We start from the raw sequence: 20,061 nt of genomic DNA on the forward strand, positions 1-20,061 counted from the left end.
TATTTGCTTATTACACAGCTACTTAAGTGAAATTTTCTATTACCGGCCTTACAATTCTGCTGTGGTTATTTACCACCGGCTCTGATATTTCTGCTCAGCAGGTTGCTGCTCCTGAATTAAGATGCCTGTCGGTGAACTGTGCGAACGGGAATGTCACGCTTACCTGGACTATCCCTCCGGATCCGGGCAGTACTTTTGTTGCCTATCATGTTTTTAAAGGGGGATCCTATCTGGCTTCCGTCGGTAACCGCCTTACCAATACCTATACTGACATTTCCGGATCGGCCATGTTCCAGTCGGAATGTTATTACGTTGAAACGGAATCGTTCATTGGCAATCCTGTTACATCTCCTGCGCTGGACACTCTTTGCACCATGTTTCTCACGATTTCTAATCCGGGTGGGCAGGTCGCGACATTGAACTGGAACGCCCCGCGGAACCCGCTCCTTTCTACCATGCAGCCCTGGTATAAGATCTATTGTGACTATCCGGTGAATGGTACATTCGTTGACAGCACACAAGCGTTGACCTATGTGGACACCCAGATCGTTTGTAACCGTACGATCAGTTATTCTATCGAATTGGCGGATAACATGCCCTGTTTCAATATTTCAATGTGCGCCGCCAGTCTTTTTAAAGATGCCACCCCTCCCGCCACACCGGTCATTGATTCTGTCAGCGTGAACGCATTGAACAATGCCACCATCGGATGGACACCGCCAACAAGCGGAGATGTTACAGCCTATGTCATCTATCAGTTTGTGAACAATCTCTGGGTTGCAATAGACACAGTGTACGGATACGGGAACACTTCTTACGGAAATCCAAATTCTGCTGCAGATGTGCAAAGTGAATGGTACTGCATTGCAGCCATGGATTCATGTGGCAATCTGAGCCCTCTCGGTAATTATCACAACACGATGTACCTGACCGGCAGTGTTGATCCTTGCAGTGCTTCCACTAACCTCAGCTGGAATCCCTATATTAATTGGCCGGGAGGCGTGAGCGGTTATGAAATTTGGGTTTCGGTGGATGGCGGTCCGTATTCGCTTGCTGGCACAACCACCTCCGGCGTTACCAACTTCTCTCATACTTCACTCAATAACGGATCGGTTTACTGTTATAATATTCATGCTATTGAAAATGCAAGTACGCGAACATCCACTTCCAATACCTTATGTCTCAATGCCGCGCTTCCGACCGCACCCGTTTTTACGTACGGACAAAGCAGCTCCGTAATCGCACCGGAAAATGTCAGAATTGATGCTTATGTTGATATTCTGGCGGATGTGACCTCGTATGTGTTTGAGCGTGCTGATGCGCTAACGGGTCCTTATATGGTAGTCGGTACCGTTCCTTTTACAGGTACACCAAATATTTTTCTGCTGGATGGCTCCGCCTACACTGAGACGCAGTCGCACTACTACCGGATCATTTCCATTGACAGCTGCGGCAATCCGGTCCAAACCAGTAATATTTCCAGAACTATTTTTGCGACCGCCACTGCCAATAATAATATGACGAATACCCTCACATGGAATGATTATGAAGGCTTCGATGCCGGAGTACTGAGCTACGATATTTACCGAAGTGTGGACTTCGCACCTTTTACACTGATCTCTACTGTCGGACCAGGTAATACGGTTTTCGTGGACGATGCCGTTCCGTTTATTCAGGGTAGCGGACGCTTCGAATACTATATTGTTGCAAACGAAGACGCAGGTAACCAGTATAATATCACAGGCTTGGCCGCTTCAAATATTGCCGAAGCGTTCCAGACGGCCAAGTTCTATGTTCCCAATGCCTTCGTTCCCGGTGGAGTGAACTCTGTTTTCCTTCCTAACGGCTCCTTTTATGATAAAAGTGAATTTACAATGACAATTCATAACCGGTGGGGCCAGTTGTTGTTCACAAGCGATAATCCTTTTATCGGATGGGATGGCACCTTTGAAGGTTCTGTTTGCCAGGAAGATGCTTATGTATGGTTCATCAAGTACAAAACCGCTGCAGGCGAGTACATTGAACAATATGGAACGGTCTCCTTGATCGGAAAGTAATTAACAATTTCCCTTTTTTTGTTCATCACTTTTTCTGCCGGGTTAGGTCGTATGCCCGCATCTTAATAGTAACTTTAATGTGACTTTAGGGGTGTCCGCAAGCGGTCTGAGAACAAACCCTTGAACCTGATCCGGGTAATGCCGGCGAAGGGAAAAGTTTGAACCTGTCGGTTCATCCCAGGGGTCGATGTAAATCCTGTGGAACTCACGGTAAATCAAAAGAAAATCACAGTTGACAGCAACCTGTCTGTCGGACAACTGATTGTACAGCTGCTTGGTGATCACACTAGGGGTGTAGCGGTTGCGGTAGGCCAGGAAATTATTCCCCGTTCTTCGTGGAACGAGGTCCTTCTGAAGGGAAATGAATCTGTAACATTGATTACCGCTACACAAGGCGGATAAGATAATTTCAATTTCTGAAAAGCAAGTAATGAGCAATATGAACAACATCACCAGAACTCCGTTCCCGGCAAGCAGGAAAATATATGTGAACGGATCGCTTCATAATATTAAGGTGGCAATGAGGGAGATAGCCTTGAGTGATACCCGCCTTTCGAACGGATCAGCCGAAAAAAATCCGTCGGTTACGGTATATGATGCATCCGGACCATACACCGATCCCTTCGCATCCATTGACCTAAAACGCGGGTTGCTTCCTCTGCGTGAATCCTGGATTATTGATCGCGGAGACACGCTGCAGCTGGACAGTGTTTCTTCGGATTATGGCAAATTGCGCCTGAACGATAAGAAACTGGATGACCTGCGGTTTCCGCACCTTCGGCTGCCACGCAAGGCAAAACAGGGAAGCAATGTGTCACAGATGCATTACGCGAAGAGAGGAATCATCACTCCGGAAATGGAGTACGTTGCCATTCGGGAAAACCAGCGTGCGGATGAACACCGAGCGACAATGGGCACTGCCAATATTAATTTGAATGATCAGCATCCGGGGGAATCGTTTGGGGCACGGATACCGAAAGGACTCATTACACCTGAATTTGTGAGGCAGGAAATAGCGGCCGGGCGGGCTGTCCTGCCCAGTAATATCAATCATCCGGAAGCGGAACCAATGATCATCGGTCGTAATTTCCTTGTCAAGATCAATGCCAACATCGGCAACAGCGCCGTGAGTTCCGGAATTGAAGAAGAAGTTGAAAAAGCCGTTTGGGCGTGTCGCTGGGGTGCCGATACTATAATGGATCTTTCCACAGGAAAAAATATTCATGAAACACGCGAATGGATTTTACGCAATTCTCCTGTGCCCATAGGTACAGTTCCAATTTATCAGGCGCTGGAAAAAACAGGAGGGAAGCCGGAAGAACTGACCTGGGAAATTTTCCGTGATACGCTGGTGGAGCAGGCAGAGCAGGGCGTGGATTATTTCACCATTCATGCGGGGGTTCTTTTGCGTTATGTGCCTCTTACGGCGCGCAGATTGACAGGAATCGTAAGCAGGGGAGGGTCTATCCTGGCCAAATGGTGCCTGGCCCATCATAAAGAGAATTTTCTTTACACGCACTTCGAAGAAATATGTGAGATTATGAAGTCCTATGATGTCGCATTTTCCCTTGGAGACGGATTACGCCCCGGGAGCATTTATGATGCGAATGACGAAGCGCAGTTCGCCGAACTCAAAACCCTGGGGGAACTTACCCGCGTGGCGTGGAAGCATGAGGTGCAGACAATTATTGAAGGCCCGGGACACATTCCAATGCATATGATCCGGGAGAATATGGAAAAACAGCTTCAGGAATGCCAGGAAGCGCCATTCTATACCCTGGGCCCTCTAACCACCGATATCGCACCCGGTTATGATCACATCACTTCCGCCATCGGTGCTGCGATGATAGGATGGTTCGGGACTTCTATGCTCTGCTATGTTACGCCAAAAGAACATCTTGGTTTGCCGGATAAAAAAGACGTGAAGGATGGTGTGATCGCCTATAAGCTGGCGGCACATGCCGCGGATCTGGCAAAAGGACACCCGGGTGCCCAATACCGTGACAATGCGCTGAGTAAAGCGCGTTTCGAATTTCGCTGGGAGGATCAGTTCAATCTTTCACTCGATCCGGATACTGCACGGCAATTTCACGATGCCACACTTCCGGCCGATGGGGCGAAGGTGGCGCATTTTTGTTCTATGTGCGGACCGCATTTTTGCTCCATGAAAATTACCCAGGAGGTTCGCGATTTTGCCCAATCAGGCATGAAAGAAAAATCAGAAGAGTTTTTAAAGACCGGCTCGGAGCTTTACCTGTGAAACTGATCATATTTACACCTGAAGGGAGCATGCTCGGTGAGACGGAGATGCTTGTTTCCATGCTGGAGGCCGGGTTGCAACATGTACATGTGCGGAAACCCGACTGGGATATCACACAGATGCGAACATACCTCTCACGGATTCCATCCCGCTTTCATCAGCGGATTGCGGTTCATTCATTTTCCGAGCAGCTCGCACCGGAATTTGACCTGCGCTGCTTGCATTTTACTCAAAAGCAAAGAGAAAGCACAAGCCCCTTTGAATGGGAACTGCTCCGGGAGAAAGGGTTTTTACTAAGTACCTCTGTGCACAGCATTCAGGAATTAGAATCTTGCAAGCCGTTCTTCCCGAGGCTGTTCCTTGGTCCGGTATTTAACAGTATTTCCAAAAAGGAATATGCAGGTAAAACATTCCCGATGTTGCCTCCGCATCCGGGAAGCGAAATTATCGGCATTGGCGGGGTCAAGAATTCAAATCTTTTGGTATTGAGCGAGCTGGGATACGATGGAGGTGCTATGCTGGGATGGATATGGGAAAATCCTGCCGATGCCCTCAAACGCTATTTAACGATTCATACTAAATGGGCACTGCACGACCATTTGCACTGAGCATCGCCGGATACGATCCTTCCGGAGGAGCCGGCCTGTTGGCCGACATTAAGACCTTTGAGAACTGTAAAGTGTATGGCCTTGGCGTGCAGTCGGCGCTTACCTGGCAAAACGAAATGGAGTTTTCGGAAATACGATGGGAAAGTACGGATAGCATCCTGCAGCAAATGAACCTGCTGGGGAAAATGCATCGTGTTCGCTTTATCAAAGTTGGGCTGATCCGGGATATCGAAGCACTGGAAACGCTCTTGGAGCAAGCCGGTCAATTATGGCCGGGAGTAAAAGTAATTTGGGATCCGATTCTGTCTGCCTCCGCCGGTTTTGAATTTCACAAGGCGTTTAATCCTGCCGTACTGCAACGTGTACTGAAGAAAATATATATTGTCACTCCCAATATACCTGAATCGGTCATTTTATCCGGTATCCCTGACGCCATTGAAGCCGCAAGAGAACTCGCCCGCCATTGCGTGGTGTATTTAAAGGGAGGACACAGTGCATCGGGAAAGGATTATGTTTTTCGTGGGAAAGATTTTTTTGTGCTGCGTCGGATGGCAGCACCTGCATGGCCGAAGCATGGGAGCGGGTGCATTTTTTCTGCGGCATTCACAGCCCAACTCGCAAGGGGATTCAAGTTGCATCCTGCCGCGCTACGGGCGAAGTCTTATATACACCGTTATCTCTCCAGTTCAAATTCACTTTTAGGATACCACAAACGATGAACAAACGAAAAATATCCCAATTGCATGTGATTACGGCAGAGTTGCCTGGCCGCGATCATGCAACGGTCGCTGAACTCGCCTGCAAAGGGGGGGCCGACTGGATTCAACTGCGTATTAAGGATAAGAAGGAAGCGGAAGTGGCTGTGATCGCACGCCAGGTGAAAGCGATCTGTGATAAATACCACGCGGTACTGATTATAAATGATCATGTAAGGCTGGCTCAGGCGATCGGAGCGCACGGCGTTCACCTTGGAAAGGAGGATATGCATCCGGTGGAAGCGAGGCGTATCCTCGGACCAGAGGCAATTATAGGTGCCAGTACGAATTCTGAAGAGGATATTCTGCTTCAAAACTCGCTTCCTGTGGATTATATCGGACTGGGTCCTTTGCGCTTCACCCGCACGCGCGAAAAACTGAATCCTGTTCTGGGTGCGGAACGACTTGTCCGACTTGCACGAATCGCTACTGTACCGGTAATTGCCATCGGAGGGATCACGATGGAGGATGTGTTCTTTCTCCGTCGCCGCGGTTTGCACGGTGTTGCGGTTGCTTCGGCCATCGCTTCAGCACAGAATCCGGTTGCAGCGACAGCGGAATTTTTAGCAGAATGTCAAATGAAAGAAGCAATGCTATGAACAGATCGGTATTGAAACTCGGAGACAGGGAATTCTCCTCCCGGCTTTTTACAGGAACTGGAAAGTTTGGGTCATATAAGATCATGGAGGAGGCCATTTTGGCATCCGGATCCGAACTGGTTACGGTCGCACTCAGGCGAATTGACATGGAAAGTGAAACGGATGAGATTATTTCACATCTTCAGCACTCCCATATTCAGTTACTTCCCAATACCAGTGGCGCACGAAATGCAAAAGAAGCCATATTCGCCGCGCAAATGGCACGGGAAGCACTCGAAACGAATTGGCTGAAACTGGAGATACATCCGGATCCGAAATACCTCATGCCCGACCCCTTGGAAACACTGCTGGCAACCGAAGAACTGGCGCGAATGGGTTTCATTGTATTACCGTATATTCATGCAGACCCTGTTTTGTGCAAACGGCTCGAAGATGCAGGAACAGCCGCGGTGATGCCGCTGGGTTCTCCTATAGGCAGTAACAAGGGATTAAAAACTATTGACTTCTTAAAGATCATCATCGAGCAAAGTAATGTTCCGGTAATCGTGGACGCCGGTATCGGCGCACCTTCTGATGCTGCCTATGCCATGGAGGTCGGGGCAGATGCTGTACTCGTGAACACAGCCATTGCTGCAGCAGAAGATCCTGTGCGCATGGGAGAGGCTTTTCGCCTGGCGGTGGAATCAGGACGCATGGCCTTTGAATCCGGGAGAGGCCGTACTTCGCATACCGCTGTAGCAAGTAGCCCGCTGACTGAGTTTTTAGATATGAACTGATGTTCGCAGACGAGTTTGATAAATATTCCTGGGAGGAAACGGGAGAAAGAATTCAATCGGTTTCCTTACCTGAAGTGGAACGCGCTCTTTTTAAAGAAGAGCAAAGAGACCTGGCTGATTTCCTCGCACTGATCTCACCCGCTGCCGCCCCTTACCTTGAGGAAATGGCGCAGCGCTCCTCCAAGATTACCCGGAAGCGTTTTGGGAAAACGATACAGATGTATGCTCCTCTTTACCTTAGCAACGAGTGCCTTAATATATGTACCTATTGCGGTTTTTCCATGGAGAACAAGGTCAGGAGAAAAACACTATCGCGAGAAGAGTTAATGATCGAGGTAAGCACCCTGAAAGAAATGGGCTATGACCACGTGCTTCTTGTTACCGGCGAAGATCAGGTGAAGGCCGGGGTAGAGTATATCCGTCGGGCAGTGGAGTGGGTTCGGCCTTTTTTTTCCCACATCTCCATTGAAGTCCAGCCCCTGAGTGAAGCAGAATACACTTCTTTTCTTCCTTTCGGACTGAATTCCGTTCTGGTATATCAGGAAACTTACCACGAACAAAAATACCGCGACTACCATCCCAGGGGAAAGAAATCAAATTTTCGCTACCGGCTGGCTACACCGGACCGGGTGGGAACTGCGGGAATGCATAAGATCGGACTGGGTGTTTTGCTCGGACTGGAGGACTGGAGAATTGATTCATTTTTTTGCGCACTTCATCTTTCTTATCTGGAGAAAACCTACTGGAAAACAAAATATAGTATCTCTTTCCCTCGGATACGACCACATAGGGGAGAGGATAAATTCCGGCCGGGACTGATTACGGACAGGGAATTGGTGCAGTTGATCTGCGCCTGGAGAATATTTAATGAGGAAGTGGAACTCTCCGTCTCCACCAGGGAGTCCGAAAAATTCAGAGATCATATCATTCATCTTGGCGCTACCACATTCAGCGCGGGATCAAAAACAAATCCCGGCGGTTACGCCGTAGAACCGGAATCGCTGGAGCAGTTTGAAATATGCGATGAAAGAGAGCCGCATGAGATTGCGGCAATGATACGCAGGAACGGGTATGAACCGCTGTGGAAAGACTGGGATCGTACACTTCAATTATGAGTTTTACAGCAACCGATACCAGCGCTTCCTACCGCATCAATTCCCTGCTTCCGCTCAAAGAAGAGTATTTGCAAACGGATGTTCATCTCGTACTCCTGCATGCCAATCGTATTCCCCCGCATCTGGTACTCCTGGTTTCCGGAAAGGTGTTCACGCTCACAGTGAGAGGAGGAACGGTGGATTCGGACGTGGAATCTTTGTTACGTCTTATCCGGAGGAACCGGATTGAAACCGTATTCGTTCGGCTGAATATTCCCTCCGTTTTTACTATCAGCGTTTTGAGAGAACATATAAGAAAACTGATCATGTCCTATCCGAAAGTGGCAGTGGGTATTGCCACCTGCCTGGATCCCATCAGAGAATTTTGCGGAGCAGTATACGATCCCTCTGCCAGAGACGTGAATTTCGTTTATGAATTACTCCCGCGCCTGGAAAGATCGGGTGTGATAAAGGATTCTTATCATTTGTTTCTAGACCCCTATTTGAGAAAGGGCAGCTATGAAATTCAAAAATACAGCATGAATGATATTTTCGAAGGGATCCGGAAAGCTAATGAGGTGCTTTAATGACGATTATTCCTAAATTTGTATTCCCGCTCTATGAAACAGCAATCTATATTGATCTTTGATTTCGGTTCCCAATACACGCAGCTCATTGCACGCAGGGTGAGGGAGTTGAATGTATATTGCGAGATCCATCCTTTTACGGATATTGGAAAGGAATTTTCCCATGTTGAGGTTAAGGGTGTAATACTTTCCGGCAGCCCTTTTTCCGTTCGGGATTCACGCGCTCCGCACCCCTCCCTGGAAGCTTTCCGGGGGAAATTTCCGCTACTGGGTGTCTGTTATGGCGCCCAACTTCTGGCGCATCAGAATAAAGGCGAGGTGGTGCCTTCCCGGATCAGGGAGTATGGCCGCGCCAACCTTACAACACTCAACACCTCCAATTCCCTGCTGAAACAAATGTCTGCTAATTCCCAGGTGTGGATGAGCCACGGGGATACGATTTCAGGTGTGGCACCTGATTTTGAAATTATTGCAAGTACCCCGGATGTTAAAGTAGCGGCTTTTCAGGTGAAAGGGGAAGCTACTTACGGAATACAGTTTCATCCGGAAGTATATCATTCCGAAGAAGGCATGGTGCTGTTGCGGAATTTTGTAGTGGATATTTGCGGATGCCGGCAAGATTGGAATCCCTCCTCCTTTATTGAATCTACCGTTCGCGAACTGCAAGAGAAACTTGGAAATGATAAGGTAGTGTTGGGGCTTTCCGGAGGGGTGGACTCCTCCGTTGCAGCTGTGCTCCTGCACAAGGCGATCGGAAAGAATTTGTATTGCATTTTCGTAGACAACGGATTGCTCAGGAAGAATGAATTCGAAAATGTACTTGAATCATATGTTGCGCTCGGACTGAATGTGAAGGGAGTAGATGCGAAGAAGAAATTTTATGATGCGTTGATGGGCGAAAAGGATCCCGAAAAGAAGCGGAAGGCGATCGGAAGGGTATTCATAGAAGTGTTTGACGAAGAGTCACATCGAATACAGGAGGTTAAATGGCTGGCGCAGGGTACAATTTATCCCGATGTGATCGAGTCGGTTTCTGTCAAAGGCCCCAGTGCTACAATTAAGTCACATCATAACGTTGGCGGACTTCCTGAAAAAATGAAGTTGAAAGTGGTGGAACCCCTGAATACACTTTTTAAAGATGAAGTTCGAAAAGTGGGAAGGGAGCTTTCGATCCCGGATCGTATTTTGAACCGTCACCCATTCCCGGGTCCGGGCCTGGGAATCAGGATTTTAGGGGATGTTACCGCAGAAAAGGTACGGATATTGCAAGAAGTGGATTATCTTTTTATCGAAGGATTGAAAAACCATAACCTCTACAAAGATGTCTGGCAGGCGGGTGCCATCCTGCTTCCCGTGCAGAGCGTGGGTGTGATGGGTGACGAGCGAACCTATGAACAGGTAGTTGCGCTTCGCGCTGTAACATCAACTGACGGAATGACGGCCGACTGGTGTCATCTTCCGTATTCTTTCCTCTCCGCTATTTCGAGTGAGATTATTAATAAAGTTAAAGGCGTGAACAGAGTGGTATATGATATTAGTTCGAAACCGCCGGCCACCATTGAATGGGAATGAAAAACGTGTATATCATATTTATGTTTTTGTTGCCGGTCTTTATTTCGGCGCAGGAAATCGTGCGGTCGGAACAAACAGTCAGTATGGATGGGAAAATGTATTACGTGCATAAAGTCGAGGCGGGCCAAACACTTTACAGTATTGCCAAGGCGTACAATGTGAGCGTGAAGATGATTGTAGATGCCAATCCGGATACTGGAACCGGGTTGCAGCCCGGACAGGAGTTGAAAGTTCCTTACATACAGGTTCCGCAAGATCCGGAAATTGTAAAGCAGGAAGAGAAATCACCGAAATGGAAGTGGCACAAAGTACTTAAAGGAGAGACCTGGTATAGTATCTCCAAAAAATACAACCTTACAGTAGAGCAGATTAAGGCGTTGAATGCGGAGGTAAAAGATGATCTCAAAGCCGGTCAGGATATCAGAATTCCCACCATAGGGGCCATCAAGAAGGAAACAGTGAAGAGGAATGAACCGGTGCAGATCAAAGATCCGGTGATCGGCACCCCACCGTCCTTATCCGATACCATTACAATAAGAAAAGAGGAATATAAAATTGGATTTCTGCTCCCATTCAATCTTGGTCTTACAGATCTCATCGAACCGGAAAAGATAAAAAAAGGCACTCGTGCCTTTCCTGAAAAGGCCCGCATTGCTATTGAGTTTTACCATGGAGTAAAAATGGCAATGGATTCTCTGCAGAAATCCGGCATAAAAGTGCAGGCCTATTATTTTGACACCGGCTCCGACTCGGCCGGAAGCAAGTGGATGAAGGACCCTGAGCTGAAAAATATGGACCTGCTGGTAGGCCCGCTGTTTACCAATTCATTCATGGAAGGAGTGAAGCTGGCAAAACAGCTTGGGATTACTATTGTTTCTCCCACCCTGCAGAATAACAAGCTGCTGATTGGAAATCCTGAGGTGAACAAAGCATCGGCGTCTACTTATACTCAGATGGAGGAAATAGGAAAATATGTGGCGGCTAACTTCGCAGAGCAGAATATTATGGTTGTCTCCTCGGGCGGGCCCAAAGATATGACCATCGTTAATGCCGTACGTAATGCCGGAAGCAAAGTGCTCATCGGGATGAACAAGGATTCAATGCGACTGGTAAATGGTCTTAGTGGTGTAACCGCTTCACTGGTAAAGGAGAAGATTAATGTGGTGGTGCTTCCCAGTAATAATCAAAGCTATGTGACGGATGTTCTGTCAAAACTTTATAAACTGCACATCGATCGAAAGGATAGCATTATTATTGTTGGTATGAATGCATGGTCCTCTTTTGAGAACCTGGATATGGAATACCTGAACGGAATGGCTTTTCACTATCCGTCCAATTCATTCGTAAATTACACCGATACGGGTATTGTACATTTTATTCATAGCTACCGCGGATTATATAAGTCCGAACCGACAGATTATACGTTCGACGGATTTGATATTGCGCTGTTCTACGGATCACTGCTTTGGAAGGAAGGAGTGAAATTCAGTCCGAAGCTGGAGCAAATGACCGGAGAAGGAATGAATATGCGTTTCCGCTATGTGCGTTCAGGTACTGATAGCGGTTACGAGAATACCGGAGTGTTCATCCTGAGGTATAAAGATTACCATCTGATTCGTGTGAATTAATGCCCTGATATTTCTGTCAGGCTCTGTTGTCTGAAAAATTCCGTATCCATGCACATGATCCGTTTTGCAGCCCTGTTTTTTCTCCTGATCAGGACCTCTTTTCTTTTTTCAACTACCTGGAATGAACCCTGGCACCGGGAGGTGGTAAAAAAGTCCGAATCCTTTGTAAAGGCGAAAATCATTTCTTGCCACGAGGATAAGGGGATTAAAATCAAGATACTCAAAACCCTGGCCGGAACTGAGCGCAGCGGGGAACTGGAGGTGCAAGGTTTTTTTCTTCTTGATTTGTGCAGTGTTTCCGGCGGACACGGCCCTGAGTGGCACTTCGAAAAGGGGGATGAGTATTATTTTTTTATCGGGAGCGACAAGAAAGGGAAACCGGCTATCGCCACACCTACCACCGGTTTTGCCCTTGTAATGGACGATGAAGTAAAGGCAACATACCGTCACAGCTATCACCAGGCCATGGTTCCGGTTGGAGTGTATGAGATGACGATGACCGCCATCTTCAGGTCCTCGCACGGCCAGCCGTATGATACCCTCGCCATCCGGGAGTACATTTCTAAATGGCTTTTGCAGGCTCCGGCAGCCATTCAGAAGGAATCCATGAAGATTTTTTTTGCACAACATGTGGCGCTGGAATGCGTGTATCATCTGAATTTGAGCGGTTATTACAAGCAACTGGTGATTTTTCTCTCCGATACCCTCAACCATCACAATCAAATATCTGCAGCGCGGGCCCTTGCATCTTATGCGAGCGATGATTGCACTAGAGAGTTGGTGCGCCTGATAGAAAGTCCGGCAACGCGGAATTTTGTGAAGGTGATCTGTATTTGGAGTCTTGCTTCTCAAAAACCCACCGGGATAAAGGAGAAGTTAAAAGAGATGGAAGGAAATGCCAGCGATGAGGAATCCGGTTTCGGAGGAAATATCATGGATCCGCGCGTTTGCACACACTTTCCAAGTGTGAAAGAAGCGCTGGCGGAACTTATTAAGAATCTTTAAATGAGCATGCATCATTCTTCCTTTCGCTGGATTACTGTTGCAAGTTTTAACGCTCCGCACGATGCTTATATCATGAAAGCATATTTGGAATCCGAAGGGATAGAGTGTTTTTTGAAAGACGAATTGACCGTGCAGGTGAATATCTTTTACTCCAATGCTATCGGTGGTGTGAAACTTCAGGTTCGTGAAGAAGATGTTGAAAAGGCAAAAGACGTGCTCCGTGAAGGTGGATATGCAGTCTAATAGACGTCAGATATCCTCACTGGTAAAGTGAAATTCTATTTCAGGATTTTTTTCCTGCGCCATTTGTAATGCCCAGGCGCTCTCCGCGAGAAACACCGGACGATCGTCCTTGTCGGTGGCCATATGATGGATCTTGTCCTCGATGAAGGCTTCCAGTTTCTTTTTATCCTTGCAGGTGATCCAGCAGGCTTTGTGCAGTGTAAGAGGTTCAAAGTCGCAGCTGGCATTGTATTCCGCCTTCAGCCGGTGCTGGATGACCTCAAACTGCAAAGCTCCCACGGTGCCCAGGACCTTACGATTGTTGTTTTTCTTTGTAAAAAGCTGAGCAACGCCTTCGTCTGTCAGTTGCTCCAGCCCCTTGTGAAGCTGCTTCGTCTTCATCGGATCTGTATTCACAACATACTTGAAAATCTCAGGTGAAAACCGGGGAATGCCTTTGAATTCCAGTTTCTCTCCCTCCGTCATTGTATCTCCTATTTTGAAATTCCCGCTGTCATAAAGTCCTACAATATCTCCGGGATAGGCCACATCTATCAGATTCTTTTCCTGTGCCATGAAAGCCGTTGGGTTGGAGAATTTCATCTGACGGCCTTCCCGCACATGGTAGTAATTTTTATTTCGCTCAAAAACTCCTGAACATACCCGCATAAAGGCAATCCGGTCGCGGTGTTTCGGATCAAGATTCGCATGAATCTTAAACACAAATCCCGTTAGTTTCTTTTCCTCCGGCGCAATCTTTCTTTCCGCCGTTTCCCTGCCACGCGGAGGTGGAGCAACTTGAATAAAGCAATCCAGCAATTCACGCACTCCAAAATTGTTTACGGCTGATCCGAAAAACACAGGGCTGATCTGTCCTGCCAGGTAGCGTTCCTTGTCAAATGGATCATAAACTCCGTCGATCAGTTCAATGTCGTGCTGAAGTTTACCGGCAAAATCTTCTCCCACCATTTCCGTTAACACAGGATCTGACAGATCCGAGACCTCCACTGTTTCTCGCGATAGTTTCCGTGATGAAGGTTCAAAAAAGATGAGTTTTTTTTCAAAAAGCGAATAAACTCCTTTGAATGTTTTTCCGATGCCGATAGGCCAGGAAAGGGGACGCACCCTGATTTTGAGTTCCTTTTCGATTTCATCCAGAAGATCGAAGGGGTCGCGCCCTTCGCGATCCATCTTGTTGATGAAAACAATAACCGGGGTGTGTCTCATGCGGCATACTTCCAGCAACTTCCTCGTCTGAGGTTCCACTCCTTTAACGCAGTCAATCACCATTATAACCGAGTCCACCGCGGTGAGCGTGCGGTAGGTGTCCTCTGCAAAATCCTCGTGACCGGGAGTGTCAAGCAGATTAATCTTAACTCCCTTGTACTCAAATCCCATTACCGAAGTAGCTACCGAGATTCCGCGCTGCCTTTCGATTTCCATGAAATCTGAAGTGGCATGCTTGCGGATCTTGTTGCTTTTAACTGCGCCCGCTGTTTGAATGGCGCCGCCAAAGAGAAGCAGTTTCTCCGTCAGTGTTGTTTTTCCTGCATCCGGGTGAGATATGATGGCGAAAGTCCTGCGCCTGCTGATCTCCTGATGTATGTCCATGATAAAAAGCCAAAAGCCCCGATCCCGGAGGAAGGAGGCTTTCGGAGATAAATGAAACGTTATTTCAGATCCTCAAAGTTAACGCTGGAGTAGCCGCTGCCGGTTCCGTTGCTTCCGGCATTGGTTTCACTCGCAACCGCGGGGCGGGCATTTTTAATGTAGGCAACCACTTCACTCAGCCCCTCTGCAAATTTATCGAAGTCCTCCTTATACAGGAACAACTTGTGTTTTTCATAGAAGAACTTCCCGTCTTCGCCCATTCTTTTCTTACTCTCTGTTATGGTCAGGTAGTAATCGTTCCCTTTGGTGCTCTTAACATCAAAGAAATACGTCCTTTTTCCGGCACGCACAGGCTTGGAAAAGATCTCGTTCTTTCCATCGGCACTATATCCGTCCTTATTTTCTGAACCTTCCATCGTTTATTTTTTTGGTTTGGTCTAGCAAATATTCATAGAAGCAGGGACATAACCAAATTCCAAAGCCCTGATTTTTAGGTAAAAATGAGAAAAAACGTGATTTTTTATGCCTAAACAGGGTTTTTCTCTGATTCCAGCAGTTGTTTGAGGTGTAAATCGTAATAACGGCCTTTCAGCGCCAGCAGTTCCTGATGTGAGCCTTCCTCCCGGATTTTGCCCTCTTCCATGTACAGGATGTGGTTCGCACCTTTTACTGATGAGATCCGGTGAGAAATGATCAGGGTGGTTTTTCCTTTCATTACGCGGTCCAGGTTTTTAAGGATCTGGTCCTCTGTTTCCGTATCAACCGCCGAGAGACAATCGTCAAATACCAGAATTTGCGGTTCTTTCACGATGGCACGGGCGATCGAAACCCTTTGTTTTTGTCCGCCGCTCAACGTAATGCCCCGTTCTCCGACCATCGTTTCATAACCCATTGGAAACTCCAAAATGTTCTGGTGAATCACAGCATCTTTTGCGGCTTGTTCAACCGCCTTGCGGTCCGGAATTTTTCCGGATGTGAAGGCGATGTTGTTGGCAATGGTATCTGAAAAAAGGAAAACTTCCTGAGGCACGTAACCTGTCCCTGACCGGAGGGCTCCAAGCTGAATATCCCGCAGGTCGTGGGCCCCAATCGAAATTGTTCCGGAGTCAGGCTCCATAAGCCGGACCAGAAGTCCTGCGATCGTTGATTTTCCGCAGCCCGTCCTTCCCACAATAGCCAGCGAATTCCCCTGCGGAATCCGAAAGGAAATGCCTTTTAGTGCTTCTATACCGGAGTCAGGATAGCGCAGAGATACATTCTCAAAACATATATCCCCTTCTAATTGCTGCACCGCGTTCTTCCGGTCGTAAATCACTGGAGCCGTATGTAGAAATTCGTTAATCCGTACCTGAGATGCAGCTGCTCGTTGTATGAGTGATGTAACCCAGCCCAGGGAAGCGACAGGCCAAAGCAGCTTGTTTACATATAAAATAAAGTCAGGAATCTTTCCGCCGCTGAGATTGCCGTTAATGGTCTCAAGTCCGCCGATATAAACCACCAGCAGGGTGCTCAATCCGATCATCAGGATCATAGCAGGTTGAAAAAACGCTTCCGTTTTTGCCAAAGAAAGTGCTGAAGTCCGGTAATCATCTGCGCGCACACGGAAACGTTCTGTGTTTTCGTCTTCCAGCGCAAACGCTTTCAGCACGCGGATTCCGGAATAGGTCTCCTGGGAATGCGTGGAGAGATCAGAAAGACGCGACTGAACAAGATTGCTTTTGCGGTTAATTACGTTGCTCACTTTGTACACTACATATGCCAGTACAGGTAGCGGGAGAAGAACGTAGGCTGTATAGGCCATATCTACTGTTCCCATAAATGAAATGACGGTGATGAGTGTTACCGTAGTATTCACCAGATACATGATCGCCGGACCTATATACATTCGTACCCGGCTTACATCTTCACTGATCCGGTTCATCAGGTCCCCGGTACTGTTCCTTTTGTAAAAGCCTGTGTCCAGCCGCTGGTAATGGGTGAAGATGTCATTCTTCATGTCATATTCTATCATGCGCGACATCACTATGATGGTTTGTCGCATCAGGAACATGAAAACACCGGAGATCACCGCATACAGAATTACAGTCACTCCAAGGGTGAGCAGTTGGGTGCTGAGCTCCCCTTCAGGTAATTTTTCCTGCAAGGCCTGCTGGGCCAGATCAACACCTAGGCCTACTTTAGGAATGAGGAGCACCCCGAAGAAATTGGATAAGCCTACGAATACAACGCCCAGGAGCAGACGCCACTTATAGCGAAAAAAATACGGATTCAGTGAGCGGAGGTCCTTCATATTGTGCTCAAAATGAGGGATAAAGATAAGAATTGCTAACGGAGGCGCGGTAGTCGGGATAAAAAAAGAGTACATTTGGATCCCTTCCCAAAGGGCTGGCAATTCGGATTTTATGGATAAAACGAGGCAACAGGAGGCCGGAGTTTTGGCTCAGATGGGCACGTATGATCACGAGGAGGTGTTGTTTTGCAACGACAATGCCCTTGGATTACGCTCCATCATTGCAGTTCACAGCACGCGGCTCGGACCATCACTCGGTGGTACGCGGATGTGGAATTACACAAATGAACAAGAGGCGCTTACAGACGCCCTGCGCCTGAGCAGGGGTATGACATATAAAGCAGCGGTGGCAGGACTGCCCTTGGGCGGGGGCAAAGCGGTTATTATTGGCGATAGCCGAAGCATGAAATCGGAGAAGCTATTCCGTCGTTTCGGACAATTTGTTGAAAGCCTGAACGGCAGGTATATTACTGCGGAGGATGTGGGAATAGGACCAGCAGATATGGTTCATGTATCCCGGGAAACCAGGCATGTTACCGGTCTGCCCGGAAAGTCAGGTGATCCTTCACCCGTAACAGCCTATGGCGTTTATATGGCGATGAAGGCTGCGGCAAAGAAAAGATGGGGCAGTGATTCGCTGGCAGGAAAGAAGGTGGCTGTTCAAGGGGTGGGTCATGTGGGCGAAGGATTGGTCGGACACCTCATGCACGAAGGCGCCATAGTGAGCATTACGGATATTTTTGAAGACAGAATTCGAGAGGTTTCGTCGAAATTTAAGGTGCAGGTAGTGGGAAAGGATGATATCTTTGGGACGGATGCGGACATTTATGCTCCCTGCGCATTGGGAGCAACGGTGAATGATCGTACCATAGAACAGTTTAAGTGCAGTATCATTTGTGGGGCGGCTAACAATCAGCTGGCGGAGGAAAACGTTCACGGAAGGGCAATAGAAGCGAGAGGAATTATTTATACCCCGGATTATGTGGCAAACGGTGGCGGGTTGATGAATGTATGTTCCGAAATTACGGGAGTGAGCAGGGAGAAGGTGATGGAGCAGGCGAAAGGGATTTATGATACGGTACTGAAGATCTTCGCAATCGCGGAACGGGAAAAGATACCCAGTTATCTTGCCGCGAACCGGTTGGCGGAGGAGCGGCTGAGCGGGAAGTAGCTTTTTTGTTATTTCCGGCACCGTAAGGTGCCGGGCCAAAGTTAGAGACCAGGAATGTTAAACAGGAGACAACTCCGCGTCAAGGTATTACAGGCCTTGTACGCCTTCTTTCAGTCGGGTGATCACGATCTTCCCAGAGGAGAGCGTGAACTTCTCACCGGCGTAAGAAAATCATTTGAATTATATTTCTATTTACTTACGCTCCTGATCGAACTTCGTTTTCAGGCTGAGCGGTCGATGGAGGATGCAAAAACCAGACTGCTTCCGGGACCCGATGACCTGAACCCTAACCGGAAGTTTACCGAGAATATGGTGATACGACAAATTGCATCGAACAAGGAACTGGAACGAAAGAATAAGGAGATGGGGATTTCCTGGCAAAATGACGCGGAGTTGGTAAGGAAAATATGGCACAATGTTCGTTCTTCTCCGGCTTATGAACAATACATGAATTCAGGTCTCCGCGATCATTTTGAAGATAAACGGTTTGTTTCGGAGCTTCTTCGCAATCAGGTGGCCGCCTTTGAACCGCTTGAAAATGCAATGGAGGATAAAACGATCTTTTGGGCGGACGAACTGGATTTCTGGACCTCTATGGCGATTAAGTCCGTGAACTTCTTTGATCCGGCCAATCCCGAAGGCGGACCCCTGCTGACGCTCTTTAAGAATGAGGAGGAGGACAAGGAGTTTATGCTCCAGTTATTCCGGCTGACCATTATTCATTCCTCTGCTCACGAAAAATTAATTGGCGAAAAAACCCGCAACTGGGAAATTGACCGGATTGCCCTGATGGATATTATTCTTATGAAGATGGCGATTAGCGAACTTCTCTATTTTCCCAGCATCCCGGTCAAAGTAACACTGAACGAGTACATCGAGCTGTCTAAGATGTTCTCTACACCTCGAAGCAAAGTATTTATTAACGGAATTCTGGATAAGCTGGTTCAGGATTTCCGCGCTTCTGAGCTGATTAAAAAGGAAGGCAGGGGCTTGATAGATTGATCTTTTGCCCTACCTTTGTATACTGATGAATAAGTTCGTTTTTCTGTTTTGCGCCATGTTCCTGTTTTTACTTTCCTGCGAACCCGGGAAAGAGTCCAAAGGGGTGGATACAGATATTGTTAACATTCCTACTGACGGTTCTGGAAACACACGATTGCCGGTGATCAGTTTCGATCATACGGAGCATGATTTCGGAACGGTGACAGACGGAGAAAAAGTAACCTATAACTTTCGTTTTACCAATACCGGAGAATCGGACCTTGTGATCACCAGCGCTAAAGGCAGCTGCGGTTGCACGGTAGCGGATCCTCCGGCCAAGCCCGTCCCTCCCGGAGGAGAAGGGTATATCTCTGTAACCTTCGATAGCCAGGGTCGGGAAGGTTTTCAGAAAAAAGAAGTGACCGTGGTAACCAATTGCCAGCCGAACACAAAGATCCTTCAGTTCCGGGTGAATGTGATCAAGGCGGAAGATAAAAAATGAATATGTTCTACACAGTATTTTTACAGGCACCTGCCGGCGGCGGAGGGGGAGGAATGCAATCCCTGATCTTTCTGTTGTTAATTTTCGCGGTTTTTTACTTTTTTATGATCCGCCCTCAGATGCGCAAACAAAAGGATGCACAGAAGTACCGCGACGGAATTCAGAAGGGTGATAAGATCGTAACCATTGGAGGAGCCCATGGCACCATCGTGGAAGTGGCCGACACCACCATACTGGTGGAAGTGGACAGCGGGGTGAAGATTCGTTACGAAAAATCTGCCGTAAGTCCCGAAGCTACCAAAGCCCTTGCTGAGGGTAAAGGGAAGGACGCGAAAAAATAGAC

20 protein-coding genes and 1 riboswitch are annotated in these 20,061 nt (G+C 47.7%); of the genes, 17 read left to right on the forward strand and 3 right to left on the reverse strand.

Annotation, left to right across the window (positions count from 1 at the left end):
- Nucleotides 1–26: 26 nt before the first annotated feature.
- The 13 genes from IT233_05295 to IT233_05355 all read left to right on the forward strand — a co-directional run bounded on the left by IT233_05295 (nucleotide 27) and on the right by IT233_05355 (nucleotide 13,184).
- Nucleotides 27–2,057 (forward strand): gliding motility-associated C-terminal domain-containing protein, encoded by a 2,031-nt coding sequence (locus IT233_05295; GenBank protein ID MCC7302037.1) that lies wholly within the window; start codon nucleotides 27–29, stop codon nucleotides 2,055–2,057.
- Between the two features lie 77 nt (nucleotides 2,058–2,134).
- Nucleotides 2,135–2,227, forward strand: a riboswitch (TPP riboswitch).
- Nucleotides 2,228–2,255: 28 nt separating this feature from the next.
- Nucleotides 2,256–2,459: a sulfur carrier protein ThiS gene (thiS, locus tag IT233_05300; GenBank protein ID MCC7302038.1), complete on the forward strand. Its 204-nt coding sequence runs from the start codon at nucleotides 2,256–2,258 to the stop codon at nucleotides 2,457–2,459.
- A 37-nt stretch (nucleotides 2,460–2,496) separates the two neighbouring features.
- Nucleotides 2,497–4,317 carry a phosphomethylpyrimidine synthase ThiC gene (gene thiC, locus IT233_05305; GenBank protein MCC7302039.1) on the forward strand — a complete coding sequence of 607 codons (1,821 nt, stop codon included), beginning with the start codon at nucleotides 2,497–2,499 and terminating at the stop codon, nucleotides 4,315–4,317.
- Nucleotides 4,314–4,925: a hypothetical protein gene (locus IT233_05310; GenBank protein ID MCC7302040.1), complete on the forward strand. Its 612-nt coding sequence runs from the start codon at nucleotides 4,314–4,316 to the stop codon at nucleotides 4,923–4,925. The genes thiC and IT233_05310 overlap by 4 nt, the downstream gene beginning before the upstream one ends.
- Entirely contained in the window at nucleotides 4,898–5,644 is a 747-nt protein-coding gene (locus tag IT233_05315; GenBank protein MCC7302041.1) for a hydroxymethylpyrimidine/phosphomethylpyrimidine kinase, read from the forward strand. Before IT233_05310 ends, IT233_05315 begins: the two co-directional genes overlap by 28 nt.
- Entirely contained in the window at nucleotides 5,641–6,279 is a 639-nt protein-coding gene (gene thiE, locus IT233_05320; GenBank protein MCC7302042.1) for a thiamine phosphate synthase, read from the forward strand. The genes IT233_05315 and thiE overlap by 4 nt, the downstream gene beginning before the upstream one ends.
- Nucleotides 6,276–7,055 (forward strand): thiazole synthase, encoded by a 780-nt coding sequence (locus tag IT233_05325; GenBank protein ID MCC7302043.1) that lies wholly within the window; start codon nucleotides 6,276–6,278, stop codon nucleotides 7,053–7,055. The genes thiE and IT233_05325 overlap by 4 nt, the downstream gene beginning before the upstream one ends.
- Nucleotides 7,055–8,170, forward strand: coding sequence for a 2-iminoacetate synthase ThiH (gene thiH / locus IT233_05330; GenBank protein ID MCC7302044.1), 1,116 nt, complete (start codon nucleotides 7,055–7,057; stop codon nucleotides 8,168–8,170). The genes IT233_05325 and thiH overlap by 1 nt, the downstream gene beginning before the upstream one ends.
- The gene (locus IT233_05335; GenBank protein MCC7302045.1) at nucleotides 8,167–8,736 is read left to right on the forward strand and encodes a hypothetical protein; all 570 of its coding nucleotides are present in this window, start codon (nucleotides 8,167–8,169) and stop codon (nucleotides 8,734–8,736) included. The genes thiH and IT233_05335 overlap by 4 nt, the downstream gene beginning before the upstream one ends.
- 33 nt (nucleotides 8,737–8,769) lie before the next feature.
- A complete protein-coding gene (gene guaA, locus IT233_05340) occupies nucleotides 8,770–10,308 on the forward strand; it encodes a glutamine-hydrolyzing GMP synthase (GenBank protein MCC7302046.1) in 1,539 nt (512 codons plus the stop codon).
- Nucleotides 10,305–11,936, forward strand: coding sequence for a LysM peptidoglycan-binding domain-containing protein (locus IT233_05345; GenBank protein MCC7302047.1), 1,632 nt, complete (start codon nucleotides 10,305–10,307; stop codon nucleotides 11,934–11,936). The genes guaA and IT233_05345 overlap by 4 nt, the downstream gene beginning before the upstream one ends.
- Before the next feature lie 54 nt (nucleotides 11,937–11,990).
- Nucleotides 11,991–12,941, forward strand: coding sequence for a hypothetical protein (locus tag IT233_05350; protein MCC7302048.1), 951 nt, complete (start codon nucleotides 11,991–11,993; stop codon nucleotides 12,939–12,941).
- Between the two features lie 6 nt (nucleotides 12,942–12,947).
- The gene (locus IT233_05355) at nucleotides 12,948–13,184 is read left to right on the forward strand and encodes a DUF2007 domain-containing protein (GenBank protein ID MCC7302049.1); all 237 of its coding nucleotides are present in this window, start codon (nucleotides 12,948–12,950) and stop codon (nucleotides 13,182–13,184) included.
- Between the two features lie 6 nt (nucleotides 13,185–13,190).
- Here IT233_05355 and IT233_05360 read toward each other — a convergent pair whose 3' ends face one another.
- The 3 genes from IT233_05360 to IT233_05370 form a co-directional block, all read right to left on the reverse strand.
- Entirely contained in the window at nucleotides 13,191–14,774 is a 1,584-nt protein-coding gene (locus IT233_05360) for a peptide chain release factor 3 (GenBank protein MCC7302050.1), read from the reverse strand.
- Nucleotides 14,775–14,833: 59 nt separating this feature from the next.
- Complete coding sequence (locus tag IT233_05365; protein ID MCC7302051.1) at nucleotides 14,834–15,190, reverse strand: PUR family DNA/RNA-binding protein; 357 nt, start codon at nucleotides 15,188–15,190, stop codon at nucleotides 14,834–14,836.
- A gap of 110 nt (nucleotides 15,191–15,300) precedes the next feature.
- Nucleotides 15,301–17,064, reverse strand: a complete 1,764-nt coding sequence (locus tag IT233_05370) for an ABC transporter ATP-binding protein (GenBank protein MCC7302052.1) — start codon at nucleotides 17,062–17,064, stop codon at nucleotides 15,301–15,303.
- A 112-nt stretch (nucleotides 17,065–17,176) separates the two neighbouring features.
- Between IT233_05370 and IT233_05375 the strand changes: the two genes are divergently transcribed.
- Genes IT233_05375 through yajC form a run of 4 tightly spaced genes read left to right on the forward strand, consistent with a single transcriptional unit; the run spans nucleotide 17,177 to nucleotide 20,059 of the window.
- Nucleotides 17,177–18,235, forward strand: a complete 1,059-nt coding sequence (locus IT233_05375; GenBank protein MCC7302053.1) for a Glu/Leu/Phe/Val dehydrogenase — start codon at nucleotides 17,177–17,179, stop codon at nucleotides 18,233–18,235.
- 54 nt (nucleotides 18,236–18,289) lie between these two features.
- The gene (nusB, locus tag IT233_05380) at nucleotides 18,290–19,237 is read left to right on the forward strand and encodes a transcription antitermination factor NusB (GenBank protein MCC7302054.1); all 948 of its coding nucleotides are present in this window, start codon (nucleotides 18,290–18,292) and stop codon (nucleotides 19,235–19,237) included.
- A gap of 25 nt (nucleotides 19,238–19,262) precedes the next feature.
- Complete coding sequence (locus tag IT233_05385; GenBank protein MCC7302055.1) at nucleotides 19,263–19,718, forward strand: DUF1573 domain-containing protein; 456 nt, start codon at nucleotides 19,263–19,265, stop codon at nucleotides 19,716–19,718.
- A 2-nt stretch (nucleotides 19,719–19,720) separates the two neighbouring features.
- On the forward strand, nucleotides 19,721–20,059 hold the full coding sequence (gene yajC, locus IT233_05390; protein MCC7302056.1) for a preprotein translocase subunit YajC: 339 nt from the start codon (nucleotides 19,721–19,723) through the stop codon (nucleotides 20,057–20,059).
- Nucleotides 20,060–20,061 lie beyond the last annotated feature (2 nt).

This window comes from Bacteroidia bacterium (assembly GCA_020852255.1).
Classification (GTDB): Bacteria; Bacteroidota; Bacteroidia; order JADZBD01; family JADZBD01; genus JADZBD01.

Excerpts from the sequence above, each read along its gene's own strand:
- IT233_05385 (MCC7302055.1), top strand. The coding sequence starts at position 19,263 with ATGAATAAGTTCGTTTTTCTGTTTTGCGCCATGTTCCTGTTTTTACTT.
- thiH (MCC7302044.1), top strand. The coding sequence starts at position 7,055 with ATGTTCGCAGACGAGTTTGATAAATATTCCTGGGAGGAAACGGGAGAA.
- IT233_05360 (MCC7302050.1), bottom strand. The coding sequence starts at position 14,774 with ATGGACATACATCAGGAGATCAGCAGGCGCAGGACTTTCGCCATCATA.
- IT233_05370 (MCC7302052.1), bottom strand. The coding sequence starts at position 17,064 with ATGAAGGACCTCCGCTCACTGAATCCGTATTTTTTTCGCTATAAGTGG.
- nusB (MCC7302054.1), top strand. The coding sequence starts at position 18,290 with ATGTTAAACAGGAGACAACTCCGCGTCAAGGTATTACAGGCCTTGTAC.
- thiC (MCC7302039.1), top strand. The coding sequence starts at position 2,497 with ATGAACAACATCACCAGAACTCCGTTCCCGGCAAGCAGGAAAATATAT.
- IT233_05315 (MCC7302041.1), top strand. The coding sequence starts at position 4,898 with ATGGGCACTGCACGACCATTTGCACTGAGCATCGCCGGATACGATCCT.
- IT233_05325 (MCC7302043.1), top strand. The coding sequence starts at position 6,276 with ATGAACAGATCGGTATTGAAACTCGGAGACAGGGAATTCTCCTCCCGG.
- IT233_05350 (MCC7302048.1), top strand. The coding sequence starts at position 11,991 with ATGATCCGTTTTGCAGCCCTGTTTTTTCTCCTGATCAGGACCTCTTTT.
- IT233_05345 (MCC7302047.1), top strand. The coding sequence starts at position 10,305 with ATGAAAAACGTGTATATCATATTTATGTTTTTGTTGCCGGTCTTTATT.
- IT233_05365 (MCC7302051.1), bottom strand. The coding sequence starts at position 15,190 with ATGGAAGGTTCAGAAAATAAGGACGGATATAGTGCCGATGGAAAGAAC.
- IT233_05335 (MCC7302045.1), top strand. The coding sequence starts at position 8,167 with ATGAGTTTTACAGCAACCGATACCAGCGCTTCCTACCGCATCAATTCC.
- yajC (MCC7302056.1), top strand. The coding sequence starts at position 19,721 with ATGTTCTACACAGTATTTTTACAGGCACCTGCCGGCGGCGGAGGGGGA.
- thiE (MCC7302042.1), top strand. The coding sequence starts at position 5,641 with ATGAACAAACGAAAAATATCCCAATTGCATGTGATTACGGCAGAGTTG.
- IT233_05375 (MCC7302053.1), top strand. The coding sequence starts at position 17,177 with ATGGATAAAACGAGGCAACAGGAGGCCGGAGTTTTGGCTCAGATGGGC.
- guaA (MCC7302046.1), top strand. The coding sequence starts at position 8,770 with ATGAAACAGCAATCTATATTGATCTTTGATTTCGGTTCCCAATACACG.
- IT233_05355 (MCC7302049.1), top strand. The coding sequence starts at position 12,948 with ATGCATCATTCTTCCTTTCGCTGGATTACTGTTGCAAGTTTTAACGCT.